The following is a 20,240-nucleotide window of genomic DNA, read 5'->3' on the forward strand; positions in this document are numbered from 1 at the left end:
ATTTTTGCATCACAAACTAAATAAAGAAAAGATGAAAGCATATGTATTCCCGGGTCAGGGCGCACAATTCACCGGAATGGGCAAAGATTTATATGAAAATTCGGCTGTTGCAAAAGAATTATTCGAAAAAGCCAACGAGATATTAGGATTCCGCATTACCGACATCATGTTTGAAGGTACAGCTGAACAATTAAAAGAAACCAAAGTTACTCAGCCTGCTGTATTTTTACACTCGGTTATTTTAGCGAAGACTTTAGAGGATTTCAAACCTGAAATGGTAGCCGGACACTCCTTAGGAGAGTTTTCAGCTTTGGTTGCTAACGGAACTTTATCATTTGAAGATGGTTTAAAACTGGTTTCACAGCGTGCGTTAGCAATGCAGAAAGCTTGTGAAATTACTCCATCAACCATGGCTGCGGTATTAAATCTGGATGATAAAATTGTAGAAGACATCTGTGCTTCTATTGATGGTGTTGTAGTAGCTGCTAACTATAACTGCCCGGGACAATTGGTAATCTCAGGCGAATTGAAAGCGGTAGAGGAAGCTTGTGAGAAAATGAAGGAAGCCGGAGCAAAACGCGCATTAATTTTACCGGTGGGAGGCGCTTTCCACTCGCCAATGATGGAACCGGCACGTGAAGAACTGGCTGCAGCAATCGAAGCTACAACATTCAGCGCTCCTATTTGCCCGGTTTATCAAAACGTAACAGCAAGCGCTGTTTCTGATGCTGATGAAATCAAGAAAAACCTGATTATCCAATTAACAGCTCCTGTAAAATGGACACAGTCAGTACAGCAAATGATAGCCGATGGTGCCACTTCATTTACAGAAGTTGGTCCTGGAAAAGTATTGGTAGGCCTGGTTAACAAAATCAATAAAGAAGCCCAAACCATTTCGGCTTAATTTTAAAAAAAATTGGATAAAATTTTTACTTTGAAATGTTTTTAATTAAAAAAAAAAATTAATTTTACCCTTAAGTATAAATAATTATTAATTCTTAAAAATTAAAAAATGAAAAAAACACTTTTAGCTTTAGCTTTTGTTGGAGCATTGATGGTTTCTTGTAAAGAAAAAACTGAAGAGAAAATGGAAGAAGCAACTGATGCTGCTGCAACTGAAATGGTTGAAACTGTAGATACTGCTGCTGCTGCTGTTGAAGCTGCTGCTGACACTGCTACTGTTAAGGCTGCTGATGCTGCTGCTGCTGGTGCTCAAAAAGTAGAAGACGCTGCAAAAGAAGTTAAAGAAGATGCTAAAAAGTAATTTTTAAAGACCGGTTTATCCGGTCTTTTTTATAAAATAAAACTTCTTTATAAAAAAAACTCCCAAATCGTTGATTTGGGAGTTTTTTTATTTACTTGATATATGTACACTTCTTATTTTCTGTTCCCATTTCCAGGCGCTGTTTAATGCCTCTTCCAAAGTAGATTCTGCTTTCCAACCTAAAACCATATTAGCTTTATCAGTATTAGCATAGGCGGAGATAACATCACCTTCTCTTCGATCCACAATCTTATACGGCAATTTTTGCTGACTTATCTTTTCAAATGCCTGAATAACTTCTAAAACAGAACTCCCTTTTCCGGTTCCTACATTGAAAACTTCTGCCTTTTCCACATTTTTCTTTTCCAGCAAACGTCGCAAAGCTACCACATGGGCTTTTGCCAAATCAACTACGTGAATATAATCGCGGATGCAGGTTCCGTCCGGCGTTGGATAATCATCTCCAAAAACAGACAATTCCTCTCGCAATCCAATTGCAGTTTGTGTAATAAACGGCACTAAATTCTGAGGGACACCTATTGGCAACTCACCAATTTCGGTACTCGGATGCGCACCTATCGGATTAAAATAACGAAGTAAAACAGCATTGATATCGGACACTTTTACAACATCCTTAATTATTTCCTCTCCGATTTGCTTCGTATTTCCATAAGGTGAGATGGCTTCCTGAACAGGTGCATCTTCGGTAATGGGCATTTTTTCAGCCTGTCCATAAACTGTACACGAAGAACTGAAAATAAAATTAGCATTGCCTTTTTTCTCCAATTCCTGAAGCAGATACACCAGTGAGCTGATGTTGTTTTCATAATACAGCAACGGGTTTTCAACACTTTCTCCTACCGCTTTTGACGCAGCAAAATGAATCACTCCAGAAATATCGGAATGACGTTTAAAAAAATCCTGAACCGAATTTTTCTCACGCAAATCCAATTTTTCAAAAACAGGCTTCTTACCCGTAATTCTAGAAATTCCATCCAAAACCTCAAGTGTAGAATTCTGCAAATTATCAACAATTACAACCTCAAATCCTTGATTTTGCAATTCCACCGCTGTATGCGATCCGATAAAACCTAACCCACCAGTCACCAATACTTTCATCTTGCGAAGTCTTTTGATTTTAAACAATGTCAACTACAATGTCACAAAAATAAACCTTACATCCTATTTATTAAAAAATTCAAGAACAGAATCGACAATAAAGCTGATTTGCTCGTCATCTAACTCTGTATGCATTGGCAATGATATTACCTCTTTTACCAATTGGTTTGTTACCGGAAAATCTTCCTCTTTGTATCTTGAATCCAAATAAGCCTTCTGACTATGCAACGGAATCGGGTAATAAATGGCACAAGGAATTCCTTTTGCCTGAAGGTGATCCATCAGCGCATCACGACTCGCATCAATGATACGCAACGTATACTGGTGAAAAACATGCCAATCGCATTCATCCGGAATAACCGGCGTAATAATATTTTTATGACCTTCAAATCCTTTTGAATATTTTCGGGCTGCATTTTGTCTTGCCTCATTGTACAAATCCAAAAACGGCAATTTAGCATTCAAAACCGCAGCCTGAACACTGTCCAAACGAGAATTCACACCAACCACATCATGATGATAACGAACGTACATACCGTGATTTACGATTCCGCGCAATGTGTGAGCCAATTCGTCATCATTGGTAAAAATTGCACCTCCATCACCATAGCAACCTAAGTTTTTAGAAGGGAAGAACGATGTTGCTCCTACGTGACCGATAGTTCCCACCTTTCTTTTTGAACCATCTCTTCCTGTAAAATCAGCACCGATTGCTTGCGCATTATCTTCGATTACATATAAATTGTGTTCTTTGGCAATATCCATAATGGCATCCATATTAGCCGCACGACCAAACAAATGAACAGGAACAATCGCTTTGGTTTTTGGAGTAATTGCTTTTTTAATGGCCTCAATCGAAATATTCATGTTATCCATTTCAACATCTACCAAAACAGGAGTAAGTCGCAACAAAGCGATTACCTCAACCGTCGCAGCAAAAGTAAAATCCGCAGTAATCACCTCATCACCAGGTTCAAGCCCTAATCCCATCATGGCAATCTGCAACGCATCAGTACCATTAGCACACGGAATCACGTGTTTAACCCCCAAATAATCCTCCAGACTCTTTTGGAACTTCTGCACTTGTGGTCCGTTAATGTAAGTATTAGTATCTAAAACCTCCTGAATAGAAGCGTTTACGGTATCTTTTATTTTTTCGTATTGACTTTTCAGGTCAACCATTTGTAATTTTCTCATTTGAAAAACGATTTTTAAAACACGCAAAAGTACGAATTAAACCAGAATGATTTATTGATAACGAAAAGAAACCGTATTTTAGCGCGACAAAAGAAAAGTTATGTTTTTTCTCTACAATTTAGTGCTTCAAACTGCAGGATTTCTACTGAAAATAGTCGCTTTGTTCAGTCCTAAAATACGATTGTTTGTTGACGGACGGAAGTCGGTTTTCGATACGCTTTCCTCTAAAATTTCAGCTTCCGACAAAACCATCTGGTTTCATGCTGCATCGCTCGGAGAATACGAACAGGGACTTCCGGTCATGGAGCAAATCAAAGAAAAATTCCCAAACCATAAAATTCTGGTGACGTTCTTTTCACCATCCGGATATGAAGTCCGCAAAAACAATACCGTGGCCGACGTTACCGTATATCTTCCTTTGGACACCCAAAAAAATGTGAAGAAATTTTTGAAACTGGCGCGTCCGGAAATGGCTTTTTTCATCAAATATGAGTTTTGGCCCAATTATTTGAATGAACTCAAAAACCAGAATATCAAAACCTATTTGATTTCCGGCATTTTTAGAGAAAAACAAAGTTTTTTTAAATGGTACGGCGGTTTTTACCGAAAAGCATTGAAAAACATCGACTACTTCTTTGTTCAGAATGAAAGTTCGAAAAAGCTCCTGCAAAGTATCGGATTCCACAACATAAAAGTATCCGGAGACACCCGTTTTGACCGTGTGGTTTCCATTTTGGAACGCGACAATTCGCTTTATTTCATTGAAGAATTCAAAAATGACACTACAACCATTGTGATTGGCAGTTCGTGGCCAAAAGACGAATCTCTATTAACAGATTATATCAATCAATCAGATAGCAATGTAAAATTCATCATTGCACCACACAACATCAAAACCGATCAAATTCAACAGTTGAAAGACGCAATCACAAAGAAAACCGTTCTTTTTTCGGAGAAAGAAAATCAAAATTTATCTGATTCTCAGGTTTTCATCATTGATACTATCGGCATTCTGACCAAAATTTACAGTTACGCTGACATCGCCTATGTGGGCGGAGGCTTCGGAAACCCGGGCGTACACAATATTTTAGAGCCGGCGACTTTCGCAATTCCAATTGTGATTGGTCCAAATTACTCTCATTTCGCAGAAGCAACAGCTTTGGTAAATATTGAAGGCTGCATTTCAATCACCAACCAAAGCGAACTGAAACAGGCTTTTGACTTACTGGTACAAAACGAAGACGAACGCTATGAAAAAGGACATGTTTGCAGCACTTTTGTTCAGATGAATAAGGGAGCGACGGCTACGATTCTGAAACACATCCTTAACTAACATGGCTCCGAAAACAGAATTCATACCCCTGACTTTATCAGACATCGAGAAGATTGTCTCAATGATGCAGGAGTTTTATGCCATCGATAATTATCCAATTGATACAAAAAAATCGAAAATACTTTTCAGGGAATTCATCAAAAATGAACATTTAGGAAAAGCATGGCTGATTTACCATAAACATGAAATTGTGGGCTATGTAATCCTGACATTTGTTTTCAGTTTTGAATACGGCGGAACCATTGCCTTTCTTGACGAATTGTATCTTTCTGAGAGTATGCGGGGAAAAGGAATCGGGAAAGAAGCTGTCCGATTTATACAAGCAGAAGCTCAAATACTGAAGTTGAAAATAATCTATCTGGAAACAGAAGAACACAATGAAAACGCACAAAAATTGTATCTTGCCAACGATTTTACGGTACATCATCGGAAAATAATGAAACATATAGTACAAAAACACCCTTAATAACCAAAAAAATGAAATTTTTAAGACTCCTTATTATTTTATTCGTTCTGCCAATTTATGCTCAGCAAGGCGGCATGTGGGTTCCTTCTTTACTGAAAGGAATGAACGAAACCGAAATGAAAAATTTGGGAATGAAAATCTCGGCTGAAGATATTTATTCCGTAAACCATTCCAGTTTAAAAGACGCGGTTCCTCATTTTGACGGAGGCTGTACTGCCGAAGTAATTTCTCCGAAAGGACTAATCCTGACCAACCACCACTGTGGGTTTGACAACATCCAGAGCCATTCTTCAGTTGAGCACGATTATTTGACTGACGGTTTTTGGGCTTATAAAATGGAAGATGAACTTCCTAACAAAGATCTATTCGTAACCTTTATCATCCGCATTGACGATGTTACCAATAAAGTTTTGGAAGGCGTTATCAACCTTCCGACAGAAACGGAAAAACAAAAGAAAATACAGGAAAACATTGCGATGCTGAACAAAACCCTTCCTAAAGAAACATGGCAGGAAAACAGTATCAGAACGTTTTACGACGGAAACCAATATCTTTTATTTGTTACCGAAACCTATAAAGATGTACGTTTAGTAGGCGCTCCGCCTTCGTCAATCGGAAAATTCGGTTCGGATACAGACAACTGGGTTTGGCCGCGTCATACCGGCGACTTTTCGTTGTTCCGTATTTATGCAGGAAAAGACAACCGTCCGGCAGAATACTCCAAAGACAACGTACCGTACACACCGAAACACTTCTTCCCGGTTTCTATACAAGGTGTAAAGGAAAACGATTTCACCATGGTAATGGGTTATCCTGGAAGAACACAGGAATACTTGCCTTCTTATGCCGTAGAACAAATCGTAAACTCATTAAACCCTGCTAAAATTGAAATTCGTGACCGCGCCTTAAAAACGCAAGACGGCTTCATGAGAAAAGACAATGCCATCAAAATTCAATATGCTGCCAAATATGCTCAAGTGGCCAATTACTGGAAAAAATGGATCGGAGAATCAAAAGGTCTGAAGAAAACAAATGCGGTTGCCAACAAACAACAATTTGAAAAAGACTTCACCGCTAAAGTTGAAAAAGCAGGGAAACAGGCGGAATACGGAAACATATTAGCAGATTTCAAAACCACTTACAACGCTATTGCTCCTTACGCATTGGCCCGTGATTACTTTTCGGAAGTTGTTTTAAGAAATACCGAAATCTTAAGTTTCGGATACAAGCTATACCAATTAGAGCAGGTTTACAACACTAAAGGTGAACAGGCTTTTAAAGATAGAAAAGCAAACCTTATTGCTGGGTTCGAACCTTTATACAAAGATTTCAACGCTAAAGTAGACGAGAAAGTTTTCGAGCAATTGATTGAATTGTATTCTAAAAAATCTCCGCAACAGTTTTTGCCGGAAAACATTAAAAACATCAATCCGGAAACTACAGCCAAATCCATTTTCGCCAATTCGAAACTGACTTCTTACGATGGCTTAAAAGGATTATTGGAAGGCGATGCAAAATCCGTAATCGCTAAAATGAATCAGGATCCCGGATTTGCACTTGTAAAAACGATCGCTGACGCTTACAATAAAAATGTTGCTCCGAAATACGATGAGTTAAACATGAAAAACATCGCACTGCAACGTACTTACATGAAAGCAATATTGGAATTGAGTCCGAAATCAGCACGTATTTTCCCGGATGCCAACAGCACCCTTCGCGTTACTTACGGAAAAGTGAAAGGGTACAAACCTAGTGATGCAGTAAGCTACGAACCGATAACCTATTTGGACGGAGTGATGGAAAAATACATCCCTGGAGATTATGAGTTCAACGTTCCTCAGAAGCTGATTGACTTATACAATGCGAAAGATTATGGTCAGTATGCCGATAAAAACGGAAAAATGCCAGTGGCTTTCATAGCAACGAATCATACAACTGGAGGAAATTCAGGAAGCCCGGCTTTAGACGCTCAAGGAAACCTGATTGGACTAAATTTTGACCGTGTTTGGGAAGGAACTATGAGTGACATTCAATACGACCCGTCAATATGTAGGAATATTATGGTCGATATGCGCTATGTTTTATTCGTAATCGATAAATATGCCGGTGCTAAAAACCTGATTGAAGAAATGAAATTAGTTACACCGACAACTAAGAAGAAAAAATAACACAAACTGTAAATCAAATACATACCGAAAAACAAAGAAAATTTACCTTACAAATACAATTTTCTTTTATTGGCATGAAATTTGTTTTTACTGTGCTGGGATCCAAAGCAATATTTTTTTGAAAAAATGAAAAAAAATTATTTCATGCTATGAAAAAATTTATATCTTTGCCCCGAATTAATAATTAACCTTTATAATTTAGTAAGATGAAAAAAGTTGTTTTAAGTTTAGCTTTAGTAGCTATGATGAGTGTTTCTTTCGTATCATGTAAAGAAACTGCAAAAGAAGAAACTGTAACTGAAGAAGTTGCTCCAGCTACTGAAGAGGCTGTTGAAGCTACAACTGAAACTGTTGATTCTGCTGCTGCTGCTACTCCAGCTACAGAAGCTACTCCAGCTACTGAGACTGCTGCTCCTGCTGCTGCTCCAGCTGCTGAAGCTCCAGCTGCTCACTAGTATTTTAAATACAGTAAGAAAAAAAATAGTCCTGCTTAGCAGGACTTTTTTTTGCTCTATACTAAACTAAAAACTAACAAGGTTTTGCACCAGCCTTTTCCTCTTTAGCCAAGTCACATCTTCCAGGACCGCAGCCCAATCTTTTAGGACCACAAGACACTGTCAACCCTATCAAGACAACAAACAACAATACCTTTCTCATATATTAAACAGTTTCAGAGAGCTGCATAGCCTTTAATTGCTCCAGATACTCTCTTTGATTTGACAATCTTGGGATTTTATGCTGCCCCCCTAACTTATCCTGTTCTTTCAACCAGTCATAGAACAAATTGGTACGTGCCACATTTAAAACCAAGGGATTTAAGGTCATATTATTATACCGTTTTGCTTCGTAATCCGAGTTCACCTCCTGCAAGCACTGATCCAATAATCTACTGAATTCTTCAATACTGGCAGGATGTTTCCTAAACTCAACCATCCATTCATGTGCTCCTTTTTCTTTTCCTTCCATAAAAATCGGGGCTACCGTATAATCAATTACCTCACAATTTAGCTGCTGACATGCTTTTGCCAAAGCCATATCGGTATTTTCTACCATCAGTTCCTCTCCAAAAACATTAATATGATGCTTAGTCCTCCCGGAAACGCGAATACGATAAGGATTTAAGGACGTAAAACGAACCGTATCACCAATCAAATAGCGCCACAAACCAGAATTGGTTGTTATCACCACGGCGTAGTTCTTATTCAGTTCCACTTCTGCCAGTCGGATCACACGCTGATTAAGGGTTCCGGAAGTATCCATCGGAATAAATTCATAGAAAATACCGTAATCCAACATTAACAATAAATCACTGGAATTATTGAGATCCTGAATCGCAAAGAAACCCTCGGACGCATTATAAATCTCGTAATATCTAAAATCAGCCTTTGGTATTATTTTTTTATATTGTTCGCGATACGGTTCAAAACTCACCCCGCCGTGAAAATAAACCTCTAAATTAGGCCATATTTCCAACAGATTCTCTTTTCCGGTTACTTCCAGCATTTTATTCAGCAGCACCAGCATCCAGGAAGGAACGCCGGCAAAACTGGTCACATTTTCATTTCTGGTTTCGTTGATAATCGCCTGAATTTTGGTCTCCCACTCACTCATCAGAGACACCTTATTACTTGGTGTACTGCTGAATTCAGCCCAGAAAGGCATGTTATCGATAAGAATAGCCGATAAATCTCCAAAGAAGGTGTTATTATCTTCATACAACTGCTTACTTCCTCCCAATCGAAGGCTTTTACCTGTGAACAGTTCTGATTCCTCGTTGTTATTCAGATAAAGACATAACAAATCTTTACTGGCCTTGTAATGACAATCCTCAAGCGCTTCACTACTTACCGGAATGAACTTACTCTTTGCATTCGTTGTACCGCTGGATTTGGCAAACCATTTAATAGGCGTACCCCAAAAAACGTTCTGTTCACCTTTTCGGGTGAGCTCTATCAGAGGCTCAAGCTCTTCATAGGTTGATACCGGAATTCTTTCAGAAAAGGTTTTATAGCTTTTAATAGTTGAAAACTCATACTTTCTTCCCAACACTGTTCCCTCAGCACTTCGAAGCAGGTTAAAAAGCAGTTCCTCCTGCACTTCATTGGGATATTTCAAAAACAATTCCATCTGATGAATTCTCTTCTTCAGAATCCAGCTGGCAATTGAATTTATGATCGTTAACGGCATGTTTTCGCAATTATGAATTATGAATTGTAAAATATGAATTATAACTTTACAATATTACCAAATATAACAAATTTTAGCGATAATTTTGACCGTCAGGATCGATTCCTAAATTTTCTAATCCTAAAAAAATGACTTACGAAGGCGTACTAACAAAAATGCAAACCGAGTTCGGAAACCCAATTCAATATTATCTGGTTTTCGAAAACAGCTTTTTAAATATCAACCAACTGCTTAACAAGGAATTGGAAATCACCTTTCAGGGATATCAGTGTCTGAATTGCGGAAAGAAAAAGAAAATTTTCCGTCAGGGATTTTGTTACGATTGTTTCATGTCGAGTGCAGCGGCAGGAGACTGGATCATGAAACCAGAATTAAGTACTGCCCATTTAGGCATTGAAGACCGTGATTTGGAATATGAAAAAAGAGTGCAATTACAACCACATATTGTTTATCTGGCCTTATCGAGCGAAATAAAAGTTGGCGTTACCCGAAAAACACAAGTCCCTACCCGATGGATTGATCAGGGCGCCATTCAGGCAGTACCTATCGTAGAAGTTCCAAACCGTTATTTGGCAGGTATTACAGAAGTTGCATTAAAAAATCATTATGCCGACAAAACCAACTGGCAGAAGATGCTTAAAAATGAAATCCCGGAAGTGGACCTAGTAGCCGAAAGAAACGGTCTAGGCAATCTGATTCCAGAAGAGGTACAACCTTATTTTGCGGTTGTCCCTGACACAAAATACGATTTGGTCTATCCTGTTTTGGAATATCCAAAAAAAGTAAACAGTTTAAACTTAGACAAAACACCTCAATTTTCAGGAAAACTTTCAGGTGTAAAAGGCCAATATCTCATCTTTGAAGACGGGACCGTATTCAATGTACGAACCTTTGAAGGCTATGTAGTAAAAATAAATTTATCATAAAAAAAGCCCCTTAATTGGGGCTTTTTTTATGGTGTTGTAGTTGGTTTCGGTTCTTCTTTTTTCTTCTTACCAAACAAATCCTTTAAAGCTTTTGTAGCAGTTTCTTTAACATCTGGTTTTGGCTGTGTAGTCTTAGTTTTAGTGGTGTCTTTCGGAGCTGTAGCCCCTTTAGTACCTCCAAGTATATTCCCTAAAGCCGAAGTTCCCTGATTTATCAACTTGTTTTTTTGGTAATCAACCAGTTGCTTTGTAATATTAGCGATCGCCGGCTTCATATCAGTACTCACTTTCGGATTCTTGAAAGTTCCGGTCATAACAGCATTTACAGGTACATTTTGAAGCTTCGCTTGTTCTGCCGGAGTCAGTTTTGCCAACAATTTATTCACATCGGAACCTAAATATTTTGCGGGCACATCAAATTTCAGATTATAATTCATCGATTGATCAAAACCGTGTGTCCCACCTACTGTCACTTTAATATCCTGATATTTTAAGTCTATCGGCTTCACATTAACCCTGCCGTTAGTAAAGGAAAGGGCTGCTTTTACATCATTAAGGTTTAACTTACTTATATCGATGAATTTCACGTTTGATGCCAATGACGACAACAACTGTGAATTTTGCGCATTCACTTTGGCACTCAAAAGTTGTCCGAACAAATCACCCGAAATCGTTTTTAAATCAGGCGTCATTTCCATTGCGTCGAGATTACCGGAAAGCTTTATAGTTGAATTTAGCTTACCGTCGACAACCCCTGCAATAGGCGCAATGGATTTCAACATATCCAACTGAGTGAACGATTTGGCAATATCAACTTTATTCAACCCTAAATCCATTTTAAACGACGGAACTTTTCCTTTGGTTGAAACCACGCCATCTACTCCGATTATACCGTCGAAAAGACTGGTTTTCAAATTTTGCAGCGTTACCGCTTCATCACGGATAATCATTTTCCCGGAAACATCTTTTAATGTCAGATTATCATACACAACGGTATTCGCTTTAGCAGTAACGGCGCAATCCAGGAAGGCCGGAATTTTAACCGCTTCTTTTTTTGCCGTTCCTTCTTTTCCTTCTTTAGCTGCCGGAGCTGAAGGCGCCATAAAATCGGAGACCAAAAACTGATTGGAATTCATATTGAAATTCGCTTTCAAAATCTGATCTTTAAATACGAATCCATAGAAATTATCTAAAGTACCTGTAAGATGTACATCTGATTTTCCTGTTTTTAAGTCCAGCTGATTCAAACGAATCTGATTCGGATTAAACGCCACAACCGCTTGTGAAATCTGAACTGGTTTCGCCATTTCAGGACCGGTATAATTAAAGCCGGTAAGCGTCATATTCCCCGAATTCTGAATATTCTGGTACTGACTCGTCTCCACCGATTTCATATCAAATTTCGTAACCACGTCGGCTTTCAGGATTCCGGAAAGCGGTTTATCCAATTTCACCGGATAAGCTTTAGTTACATTGGCCAGATTAACAACCCCTTTCAATTCGGCATTTACCAAGGCATTTTCGGCTATATTTCTAATGTTAGCTTTTGCGCTGAAAACATCCTGATCGATACGGAACGACAATTTATCTACATTCACATAAGTATCATTCATTAAACCTGTTTCGTTGATGATTTTAGTATCTATTTTAATATCCTGAACCGATTTCGGTAAATCCGGATACTGGAACGAAGCATTATCAGAGGCGATAGCAATATTGAATTTTGGAATGGTTGCATCGGTCAACTCACCTTTCACAGTTCCACCCACCCGGAATTCACCGGTAGTTTTTACGGTACTGATATTACCCGCATAAGCCGCCGGAATCAGTCCTAAGAAATTTTTAAAATCAGAAGTAGGTGTTTTGAATTTCAGGTCGTACACCTGCCCCTTTTCCACCATTTGGATGAACCCGTCAAACTCCAATGGTAACTGATTAATTAATGCCTTATTGTTTCGGAACGTGTACTTTTGATTTTTCATATCGATTCCCAAAACGGCATCAAGGGACAACACTACATCTTTCATGTAATTCATTTTGTCCACATCCAATGACAATTTGGCTGTCGACTTGGTCTTTAAATCCAGATTATCCGCTGCTAAATCACCCGTTCCTTCATGGTTCAGGCTATCGATAACCATTTTAATTTTGGATTTTTCATCCGTATAACGGAAACGAAGATTCTCAATCGAATATTTTTGAATACTCATAGCAAACGGTTTGCTTTTGACCTCGTCTCCAGGCTTTTCTTCTTTCAAAGCAATGTCGAAATTACCAATACCGTCTTTATTAAAAATGATATTCACCAATCCGTCTTTTGAAGAAAAACCTTCAATGTTCATAGCTTCACCTTCCCCTTTGAACAACTCCTTTACAGACATCTTCAAGTTGACTTCGCCGGCATAAAACAACGTATCCCCTTCAAAAGGCGCCTTGTTGATAATACTCAGCTTATCGATAGTTACACTGGCATTGGGAAAGTTTTTAAAAAGACTTAACCCAACATCTTCAAAAGCTATCTTAGCATCGACTTTTTCGTTTATAGATTTAGTTACCAGCTCTTTTATTTTGTCTTTGAACAAAAAAGGCGTCGCTGCTAAAGCGACGATAATAACCAACAGAGAAATCCCTGCTATCTTCAAAATTTTCTTTGCCATTTTTAAAACTATTAATCTTACGAAAATACTACAAAAAACAAAACCAACTTATCTATAAAACGTAAATAAGTTGGTTTAGTTGTTTATGGTCGTTGATTTTTACTGAACATTGAAATCAAAAGGCATTACCGCCTGAACACCTCTTCGTTGGTTTACTTTTCGAATTCGGTCTAAAACCTGATAATTTTCCTCTCCGATTTCCTCTTTTATCAAAGCTTCTTTTGACTGGAACATTGAAATGCCTCCTAAATTACGAAGCAAATCTTCAAAGGTTTTTTCGTATTCCGGAAAATCTTCTGTCCTGTACTCTTTTATTTTTGCCAATGTCGCCGCATGTTTAATCGCCGCATCCATTCCACCGATTTTATCCACTAATCCTAACTTTATAGCATCGGCGCCAGTCCACACACGTCCTTGCGCAACGGCATCAACCTGTTCAACGGTCATTTTTCTTCCTGCCGACACACGCTTTAAGAATGTAGTATAAATGGTTTCAATACTCTCCGTTACAACTTCTTTAAATTTAGCATCTATCGGTTCAAAAACACTGTAACCGCTTGCATTCTGATGTGTTTTTACCTGTTCGGCATTAATCCCCAATTTAGTAGCCAACGGATGAAAATTAGGCAAAGCACCAAAAACTCCGATAGAACCCGTAATCGTATTGGCTTCCGCAAAAATCGTATTAGCATTACACGAAATGTAATAACCACCAGAAGCGGCCAAATTCCCCATTGAAACAACGACAGGCTTCACTTTTTTAGTCAGTTCAATTTCCCTCCAGATCAATTCGGAAGTCAGTGCATTCCCTCCCGGAGAATCCACGCGTAAAACCACTGCTTTTACATCTTCGTCATTCCTCGCTTCTTCCAATGAACGGCGCATAGAACCTTCACCTATATAACTCACATCACCTTCACCGGATTGTATTTCTCCCTGAGCATAAACGATGGCAATTATATCTTTCTTGGAATAATCGATATTGGTTCTGGCTACACCCTCGGCATAATCCAGAATGCTAATCTTGTTGTATTCATCTTCTTTATCAACCTTCAAAGCTTTACGGATACCATTGTGGTATTCGTCTTCATAACCAATCTTGTCGATCAGGTGTTTCTGCAACGCCAATTCAGGGGTACGCGCTCCAAGTGAGTTGGCAATAGCATTTAGACTATCCACGGAAATCTTTCTGCTCTTGGAAATATCGTCAACAACCGAAGTCCACATTGAATTCAACAAAGCACTCATTTGTTCTCTATTGGCTTCACTCATCTCATTTTCCAAAAACGGCTCTACGGCGCTTTTGTATTTACCGTGACGGATGACTTCCATTTTAACTCCGGATTTATCTTCGAAATCTTTAAAGAACAACACTTCGGCAGACAATCCTTTAAATTCCATTTCTCCAACCGGGTTAAGATAAATCGTGTCGGCAACGGAATTCAGGTAATATTCTTTCTGTGAAAACGCATTGGCATAAGCAACAACAAATTTCCCAGATTTCTTGAATTCTTCCAGCTTACGGCGAATGGCTTTACTTTGCGCTAATCCTACTACGGATTCATCGTTCAAAATCGAAATCCCTTTAATTTTATCGTCGGTTTTGGCTGCATCGATAGCATTTAAAACATCGGTTACGCCATCGTGTTTGGTTTCAAAATAATCAAAATCCGTGAACTTGAATTGCCCTCCATAGTCCTGTGTCACTTCCTTCAAATCCAATTCAATAACCGAATTCTTCTTCACTTTGACATGATCGCCATCACCCCCAAAAATTGCGCCGATCAGAACAATCCCAAAGAAGAAAATCATAAAAAACACGAACAATCCAACGACTGTCGCCAATACATTTCCTAAAAATTTCATCGCTTTTTATTTTATAAGATAGGTAGCCAAAATGTTAAAATTGTTACAGGTAAGGACTAAAAATTAATTACCAAAGAAGAAGGAAAAAACGCTTCAATTCTGAATTTCTTTTAGTTATTTTGCCGTATGGACCGTCAGCATCAAGTCGTTTTATCGTTAGGAAGCAATCAGGGAGACCGTTTGGATAACCTCCAGACATGTATTTCCTTAATCCACAAAACCGTAGGTACCGTTATTCGTGTTTCGAAAGTATATGAAACACCTTCCTGGGGATTTGAAAGCGAGGATTTTTACAATTGCGCATTATTACTTCATACCAGCTTGCCTGCTGAAAAGCTTTTAACCAAAATTCTGGAAGCCGAAAAACAACTTGGCCGTATCCGAAACGGACAACTTGGCTATCAGGCAAGAATTATCGATATCGACATTGTTACTTTTGATGATCTTGTAATAGAAACCGAAACATTACACATTCCGCATCCGCAGATGCAAAACCGACTGTTCGTTTTGTTACCGATGCTGGATTTAAACTATGACTGGCTCCATCCGAAAACGAATAAATCAATTGCCGAACTGATAAAAGAAACGAAAGACAACAGTGACTGTGTGGCAATAGTCGATTTAAAGGCTCCCTGAGAAGATTTCACTATTCAAAACCAGCGCTATGTTGCCATCTTTTGAAACAGATCCCAAACCACAATTCCGGCACTAACCGAAATATTCAAGGAATGTTTGGTCCCTAACTGAGGAATTTCAATCACACCATCACACAAATGAACGGCTTCCTGCGCCACTCCTTTAACTTCATTTCCGAAAACCAAAGCGTATTTTTGGTTTTCTTTTATCTGAAAATCGTTCAGCATTACTGAATTTTCAACCTGTTCCACGGCATAAACTGCAACCGATCCCTTTTTCAGATTATCAATAACTTCCAAAACATCTTTGGCATATTCCCACGTTACAGTTTCTGTAGCCCCCAAAGCTGTTTTATGGATTTCTTTATTGGGCGGTGTCGCAGTTATTCCACACAAAAAGATTTTCTCGATCAGAAATGCATCTGCGGTCCTAAAAACCGAACCGATGTTATGAAGGCTTCGGATATCATCCAAAACAATGATTAAAGGTGTTTTATTTGCCTGTTTGAATTCTTCGATGTTTTTGCGCTCCAGTTCGCTATTCTCCAGTTTTCTCATTTTATTGCATTAAAAAAGCCTTCAAAATTAAACATTTTGAAGGCTTCGTATTTATTTTTTTGTAAAATTTAGCTTTTTACTTCCTGAATTTTTACAGGTGTTGCTGGTGCAACAGGTGCTGCTGGAGTAGCAACAGGAGTAACCGGTGTTGCCGCAGCTGGAGCCGGAACCGCTTTCACATCTCCTTTGATCATTAACAATTTAGGAGTTTCAGAAGCGTTTGTTGTAACCGTAACGTTCTTAGTAAACACGCCTACTCTGTTAGTATCGTATTTTACTTTAATAACACCTTTTGCTCCCGGTGCGATCGCCTCTTTTGGAGCTTCAGGAACTGTACATCCGCAAGATCCTTGTGCACTCTTAATCACCAAAGGTTCGTCACCATTGTTAGTGAATACGAATTCTCTCTGACCGTTTTCGTTCTGATTGATTGTTCCGTAATCGATAGTTTCGTTTTCAAAAACGATACCAGGTCCTTTAACTGCAGGAGCAGCAGTTTTTGTAGATTTCTTAGATTTTTTAGATTTTTTTACTTCAGTAGTAGCTTTAGTCGTTTTCGCCGTTTCCTGTGCTGTAGCAGCCGTAAGACCGAATACAAAAAATGCGCTTAGTAACAATATTTTTTTCATAACTTTTTGTTTTTAAACATTTAGTACGCAAATCTATTAAAAAAAGATTATTCGATTTATACGAAATCATAATTTTAATTAATTTTTAAGACAGCATTCCTGAAATAAAGTCTTCGTGTATATTTGCAAACAAACCTATTATTATGTCGACAAAAGAAAAAGCGCCGAAGGAAACACCATTAATGAAACAATACAACGAGATAAAAAACAAATATCCCGATGCCTGTCTATTGTTCCGAGTGGGCGATTTTTACGAAACTTTTGGAGACGACGCTATACGCGCTGCTGGAATTTTAGGCATTACCTTAACCAAAAGAGGTGCCGGTTCTGATTCGGAAACCGCTTTGGCCGGATTTCCGCACCACTCCCTGAACACCTACCTTCCAAAATTAGTGAAGGCCGGTCTTCGTGTAGCTATCTGTGATCAGTTGGAAGATCCGAAAATGACCAAAACCATCGTAAAAAGAGGAGTGACGGAATTGGTGACACCAGGAGTAGCTTTGAATGATGAAGTACTGCATTCGAAATCCAACAACTTTCTGGCTTCCATACATTTTGGAAAGAAAAATATCGGTGTTGCCTTTTTGGATGTATCTACCGGAGAATTCTTGACAGCACAGGGAAACGAAGAATATATTGACAAATTGCTACAGAACTTTAATCCGAGTGAAATTTTAGTTCAGAAACATTATAAAAATCAGTTTAAAGAACATTTTGGGGAAGATTTCCACTCGTTCTTTCTGGAAGACTGGATTTACAAAGAAGACTACGCTTTCGAGCGCCTTACCAGCCATTTTCAGACCAATTCGTTAAAAGGTTTCGGAATCGAAGAATTGCAGGAAGGTGTCATTGCTTCGGGAGCGATTTTATATTATCTATCCGAAACACAACACAATAAAATACAGCATATTACCAACATCCATCGCATAGCCGAAGACGCTTACGTTTGGATGGATAAGTTTACAATTCGAAATCTCGAATTATACCACAGCTACAATCCGAACGCAGTTACCCTTTTGGAAGTTATCGACCGTACCCTTTCACCGATGGGCGGACGTTTGCTGAAACGCTGGTTAGCACTTCCGTTGAAGGATGCCAAGAAAATAGAAGGACGCCATGAAGTGGTGGAATACCTGAAAACCAACTCGGAAGTACTGCAAAAAATGCAATACCAAATCAAGCAAATTTCCGATTTGGAGCGTTTGATCTCGAAAATTGCTACCGGGAAAGTGAGTCCGCGTGAAGTGGTTTACCTGTGCAATTCGTTGGACGCCATTATTCCAATGAAAACACAGGCTTTGGAAAGCACCAATGAAGCCTTGAAAACCATTGGCGACAGCTTGCATTCCTGTGATTTATTGCGTGAAAAAATCAAAACCACTTTAAATCCTGAAGCACCGGTTGCCATCAACAAAGGAAATGCTATTGCTAAAGGAATTCACCCGGAATTAGACGAATTACGCAGCATTGCTTTTTCCGGAAAAGAATATCTGGAAGCCATGGAGACACGTGAAAGCGAGAAAACCGGAATTCCTTCCTTAAAAATATCATTCAACAATGTTTTCGGTTACTATATTGAAATTCGAAACACACATAAAGACAAAGTGCCTTCCGAGTGGATCCGCAAGCAAACTTTAGTAAATGCCGAGCGTTACATCACGGAAGAACTGAAAGAATACGAAACCAAGATTTTAGGGGCTGAGGAAAAAATCCACAAGCTTGAATCCGATTTGTTCGAACAACTGGTACTTTGGATTTCCACTTACATCAAACCAGTACAACTGAATGCCAACCTGGTGGCCCAATTGGACTGCTTGTGTTCTTTCACCCAATTGGCGATTGAAAACAATTACATCCGTCCGGAAATCGACGAGAGTTTCGATTTAGACATTAAAAACGGTCGTCATCCTGTGATTGAAAAACAGTTACCTGTTGGCACACCTTATATTTCAAACGATGTCTTTCTTGACAACGAATCCCAGCAGATTATCATGATCACCGGTCCGAACATGTCGGGTAAATCGGCCATCCTGCGCCAAACTGCCTTGATTGTTTTGTTGGCACAGATGGGAAGCTTTGTTCCGGCAGAAAATGTGCGTATGGGCATTGTAGACAAAATCTTCACCCGTGTGGGGGCCAGCGACAACATTTCGATGGGAGAATCCACGTTCATGGTAGAAATGAATGAAACCGCATCCATTTTGAACAACATTTCAAACCGAAGCCTGGTTTTATTGGATGAAATCGGACGAGGGACTTCTACTTACGACGGAATTTCGATTGCATGGGCGATTGCAGAATACCTGCACGAACATCCAAACAAACCAAAAACGCTGTTTGCCACCCATTATCATGAACTGAATGAAATGGAACTTACTTTTGAACGCATTCAGAATTTCAATGTTTCCGTAAAAGAATTAAAAGATACCGTTCTTTTCATCAGAAAGCTGGTAAAAGGAGGAAGTGCTCACAGTTTTGGTATCCATGTGGCTAAAATGGCCGGAATGCCGCAAACCGTAATTCAGAAAGCTCAAAAAATCCTTAAGAAGCTGGAAAAGGATCATTCCGGGGAAGCATTGGCGGGAATAAAATCGGACAAGGAAGAAATGCAGCTGAGCATTTTCAATTTAGACGATCCGCTTTTGGAAGAAATCAAGGAAGAAATCCTGAATTTGGACATCAACACCTTGACTCCGGTTGAGGCATTAATGAAGCTGAATGAAATCAAGCGCATGCTGACTAAAAAATAATATATTTATAAACCATACGTTATCAAAGAATTAAAAAAAAGTTTTATTTTTTTTCACCAAAACACTTGCAAGATTAAATTTATGTGCTAAATTTGCACTCGCAATACAGAACAAGTATAGCAGTTCTTTAAAAAGATGATAATGCGAAAATAGCTCAGCTGGTAGAGCGCAACCTTGCCAAGGTTGAGGTCGCGGGTTCGAACCCCGTTTTTCGCTCAAACCAACATAATGCTCGAGTGGTGGAATTGGTAGACACGCTGGACTTAAAATCCAGTGGACATTAGTCCGTGCGGGTTCAAGTCCCGCCTTGAGTACAAAAGCTTCAAACTATGTTTGGAGCTTTTTTTATTCCCTTAACTATCATTTCTGTCAACCCTAAAACATTTCAAAGTTTTTACAAATACGAAGTGAGCCCTTCCAACAAACAGATCGAGTCCGACAGGGAAATCAAACAAAACAAAAAGAACAAAAAAGAGCATATCATT

16 protein-coding genes and 2 tRNA genes are annotated in these 20,240 nt (G+C 38.9%); 11 read left to right on the top strand and 7 right to left on the bottom strand.

Going from position 1 to position 20,240, the window contains the following annotated elements:
* The first annotated feature begins 31 nt into the window (after positions 1 to 31).
* Both fabD and LZF87_RS01265 read left to right on the top strand, forming a co-directional pair.
* Entirely contained in the window at positions 32 to 904 is an 873-nt protein-coding gene (fabD, locus tag LZF87_RS01260) for an ACP S-malonyltransferase (RefSeq protein ID WP_244340442.1), read from the top strand.
* A gap of 108 nt (positions 905 to 1,012) precedes the next feature.
* The gene (locus tag LZF87_RS01265; protein WP_244340444.1) at positions 1,013 to 1,264 is read left to right on the top strand and encodes a hypothetical protein; all 252 of its coding nucleotides are present in this window, start codon (positions 1,013 to 1,015) and stop codon (positions 1,262 to 1,264) included.
* 87 nt (positions 1,265 to 1,351) lie between these two features.
* On the opposite strand, the gene galE is transcribed toward LZF87_RS01265, so the two are convergent.
* The gene (gene galE / locus LZF87_RS01270) at positions 1,352 to 2,383 is read right to left on the bottom strand and encodes a UDP-glucose 4-epimerase GalE (protein WP_244340446.1); all 1,032 of its coding nucleotides are present in this window, start codon (positions 2,381 to 2,383) and stop codon (positions 1,352 to 1,354) included.
* A gap of 63 nt (positions 2,384 to 2,446) precedes the next feature.
* Positions 2,447 to 3,580 (bottom strand): DegT/DnrJ/EryC1/StrS family aminotransferase, encoded by a 1,134-nt coding sequence (locus LZF87_RS01275; protein WP_244340448.1) that lies wholly within the window; start codon positions 3,578 to 3,580, stop codon positions 2,447 to 2,449.
* A 100-nt stretch (positions 3,581 to 3,680) separates the two neighbouring features.
* Between LZF87_RS01275 and LZF87_RS01280 the strand changes: the two genes are divergently transcribed.
* The 4 genes from LZF87_RS01280 to LZF87_RS01295 all read left to right on the top strand — a co-directional run bounded on the left by LZF87_RS01280 (position 3,681) and on the right by LZF87_RS01295 (position 8,002).
* Positions 3,681 to 4,913: a 3-deoxy-D-manno-octulosonic acid transferase gene (locus tag LZF87_RS01280; RefSeq protein WP_244340450.1), complete on the top strand. Its 1,233-nt coding sequence runs from the start codon at positions 3,681 to 3,683 to the stop codon at positions 4,911 to 4,913.
* A 1-nt stretch (position 4,914) separates the two neighbouring features.
* Positions 4,915 to 5,379: a GNAT family N-acetyltransferase gene (locus LZF87_RS01285; RefSeq protein WP_244340453.1), complete on the top strand. Its 465-nt coding sequence runs from the start codon at positions 4,915 to 4,917 to the stop codon at positions 5,377 to 5,379.
* 11 nt (positions 5,380 to 5,390) lie between these two features.
* Complete coding sequence (locus tag LZF87_RS01290; protein WP_244340454.1) at positions 5,391 to 7,547, top strand: S46 family peptidase; 2,157 nt, start codon at positions 5,391 to 5,393, stop codon at positions 7,545 to 7,547.
* Positions 7,548 to 7,753: 206 nt separating this feature from the next.
* Complete coding sequence (locus LZF87_RS01295; protein ID WP_023573402.1) at positions 7,754 to 8,002, top strand: hypothetical protein; 249 nt, start codon at positions 7,754 to 7,756, stop codon at positions 8,000 to 8,002.
* Between the two features lie 205 nt (positions 8,003 to 8,207).
* Here LZF87_RS01295 and LZF87_RS01300 read toward each other — a convergent pair whose 3' ends face one another.
* The gene (locus LZF87_RS01300; RefSeq protein WP_244340456.1) at positions 8,208 to 9,734 is read right to left on the bottom strand and encodes a GH3 auxin-responsive promoter family protein; all 1,527 of its coding nucleotides are present in this window, start codon (positions 9,732 to 9,734) and stop codon (positions 8,208 to 8,210) included.
* 128 nt (positions 9,735 to 9,862) lie between these two features.
* Between LZF87_RS01300 and LZF87_RS01305 the strand changes: the two genes are divergently transcribed.
* A complete protein-coding gene (locus LZF87_RS01305) occupies positions 9,863 to 10,660 on the top strand; it encodes a DUF2797 domain-containing protein (RefSeq protein ID WP_244340458.1) in 798 nt (265 codons plus the stop codon).
* Positions 10,661 to 10,686: 26 nt separating this feature from the next.
* Here the strand turns inward: LZF87_RS01305 and LZF87_RS01310 are convergent, their stop codons facing one another.
* Entirely contained in the window at positions 10,687 to 13,317 is a 2,631-nt protein-coding gene (locus tag LZF87_RS01310) for an AsmA family protein (RefSeq protein WP_244340460.1), read from the bottom strand.
* A 99-nt stretch (positions 13,318 to 13,416) separates the two neighbouring features.
* The gene (gene sppA / locus LZF87_RS01315) at positions 13,417 to 15,183 is read right to left on the bottom strand and encodes a signal peptide peptidase SppA (protein WP_244340462.1); all 1,767 of its coding nucleotides are present in this window, start codon (positions 15,181 to 15,183) and stop codon (positions 13,417 to 13,419) included.
* Between the two features lie 126 nt (positions 15,184 to 15,309).
* Here sppA and folK point away from each other — a divergent pair, with 126 nt between their 5' ends.
* A complete protein-coding gene (gene folK / locus LZF87_RS01320; RefSeq protein ID WP_244340464.1) occupies positions 15,310 to 15,819 on the top strand; it encodes a 2-amino-4-hydroxy-6-hydroxymethyldihydropteridine diphosphokinase in 510 nt (169 codons plus the stop codon).
* A gap of 26 nt (positions 15,820 to 15,845) precedes the next feature.
* On the opposite strand, the gene LZF87_RS01325 is transcribed toward folK, so the two are convergent.
* Entirely contained in the window at positions 15,846 to 16,376 is a 531-nt protein-coding gene (locus tag LZF87_RS01325; protein WP_244340466.1) for an RNA methyltransferase, read from the bottom strand.
* Positions 16,377 to 16,444: 68 nt separating this feature from the next.
* A complete protein-coding gene (locus LZF87_RS01330; RefSeq protein WP_244340471.1) occupies positions 16,445 to 17,005 on the bottom strand; it encodes a DUF1573 domain-containing protein in 561 nt (186 codons plus the stop codon).
* A gap of 143 nt (positions 17,006 to 17,148) precedes the next feature.
* On the opposite strand from LZF87_RS01330, the gene mutS reads away from it, so the two are divergent.
* From mutS to LZF87_RS01345, 3 genes are all read left to right on the top strand, one after another.
* The gene (gene mutS, locus LZF87_RS01335; protein WP_244340473.1) at positions 17,149 to 19,755 is read left to right on the top strand and encodes a DNA mismatch repair protein MutS; all 2,607 of its coding nucleotides are present in this window, start codon (positions 17,149 to 17,151) and stop codon (positions 19,753 to 19,755) included.
* Between the two features lie 143 nt (positions 19,756 to 19,898).
* A tRNA-Gly gene (locus LZF87_RS01340) sits at positions 19,899 to 19,971 on the top strand.
* A 14-nt stretch (positions 19,972 to 19,985) separates the two neighbouring features.
* A tRNA-Leu gene (locus tag LZF87_RS01345) sits at positions 19,986 to 20,069 on the top strand.
* Positions 20,070 to 20,240 lie beyond the last annotated feature (171 nt).

Origin of the sequence: Flavobacterium enshiense, assembly GCF_022836875.1 — a bacterium.
Lineage (GTDB): Bacteria > Bacteroidota > Bacteroidia > Flavobacteriales > Flavobacteriaceae > Flavobacterium > Flavobacterium enshiense_A.

Bases quoted from the DNA above. Each gene is read 5' to 3' on its own strand.
- fabD (WP_244340442.1), top strand. From the start codon at position 32: ATGAAAGCATATGTATTCCCGGGTCAGGGCGCACAATTCACCGGAATG.
- LZF87_RS01265 (WP_244340444.1), top strand. From the start codon at position 1,013: ATGAAAAAAACACTTTTAGCTTTAGCTTTTGTTGGAGCATTGATGGTT.
- galE (WP_244340446.1), bottom strand. From the start codon at position 2,383: ATGAAAGTATTGGTGACTGGTGGGTTAGGTTTTATCGGATCGCATACA.
- LZF87_RS01275 (WP_244340448.1), bottom strand. From the start codon at position 3,580: ATGAGAAAATTACAAATGGTTGACCTGAAAAGTCAATACGAAAAAATA.
- LZF87_RS01280 (WP_244340450.1), top strand. From the start codon at position 3,681: ATGTTTTTTCTCTACAATTTAGTGCTTCAAACTGCAGGATTTCTACTG.
- LZF87_RS01285 (WP_244340453.1), top strand. From the start codon at position 4,915: ATGGCTCCGAAAACAGAATTCATACCCCTGACTTTATCAGACATCGAG.
- LZF87_RS01290 (WP_244340454.1), top strand. From the start codon at position 5,391: ATGAAATTTTTAAGACTCCTTATTATTTTATTCGTTCTGCCAATTTAT.
- LZF87_RS01295 (WP_023573402.1), top strand. From the start codon at position 7,754: ATGAAAAAAGTTGTTTTAAGTTTAGCTTTAGTAGCTATGATGAGTGTT.
- LZF87_RS01300 (WP_244340456.1), bottom strand. From the start codon at position 9,734: ATGCCGTTAACGATCATAAATTCAATTGCCAGCTGGATTCTGAAGAAG.
- LZF87_RS01305 (WP_244340458.1), top strand. From the start codon at position 9,863: ATGACTTACGAAGGCGTACTAACAAAAATGCAAACCGAGTTCGGAAAC.
- LZF87_RS01310 (WP_244340460.1), bottom strand. From the start codon at position 13,317: ATGGCAAAGAAAATTTTGAAGATAGCAGGGATTTCTCTGTTGGTTATT.
- sppA (WP_244340462.1), bottom strand. From the start codon at position 15,183: ATGAAATTTTTAGGAAATGTATTGGCGACAGTCGTTGGATTGTTCGTG.
- folK (WP_244340464.1), top strand. From the start codon at position 15,310: ATGGACCGTCAGCATCAAGTCGTTTTATCGTTAGGAAGCAATCAGGGA.
- LZF87_RS01325 (WP_244340466.1), bottom strand. From the start codon at position 16,376: ATGAGAAAACTGGAGAATAGCGAACTGGAGCGCAAAAACATCGAAGAA.
- LZF87_RS01330 (WP_244340471.1), bottom strand. From the start codon at position 17,005: ATGAAAAAAATATTGTTACTAAGCGCATTTTTTGTATTCGGTCTTACG.
- mutS (WP_244340473.1), top strand. From the start codon at position 17,149: ATGTCGACAAAAGAAAAAGCGCCGAAGGAAACACCATTAATGAAACAA.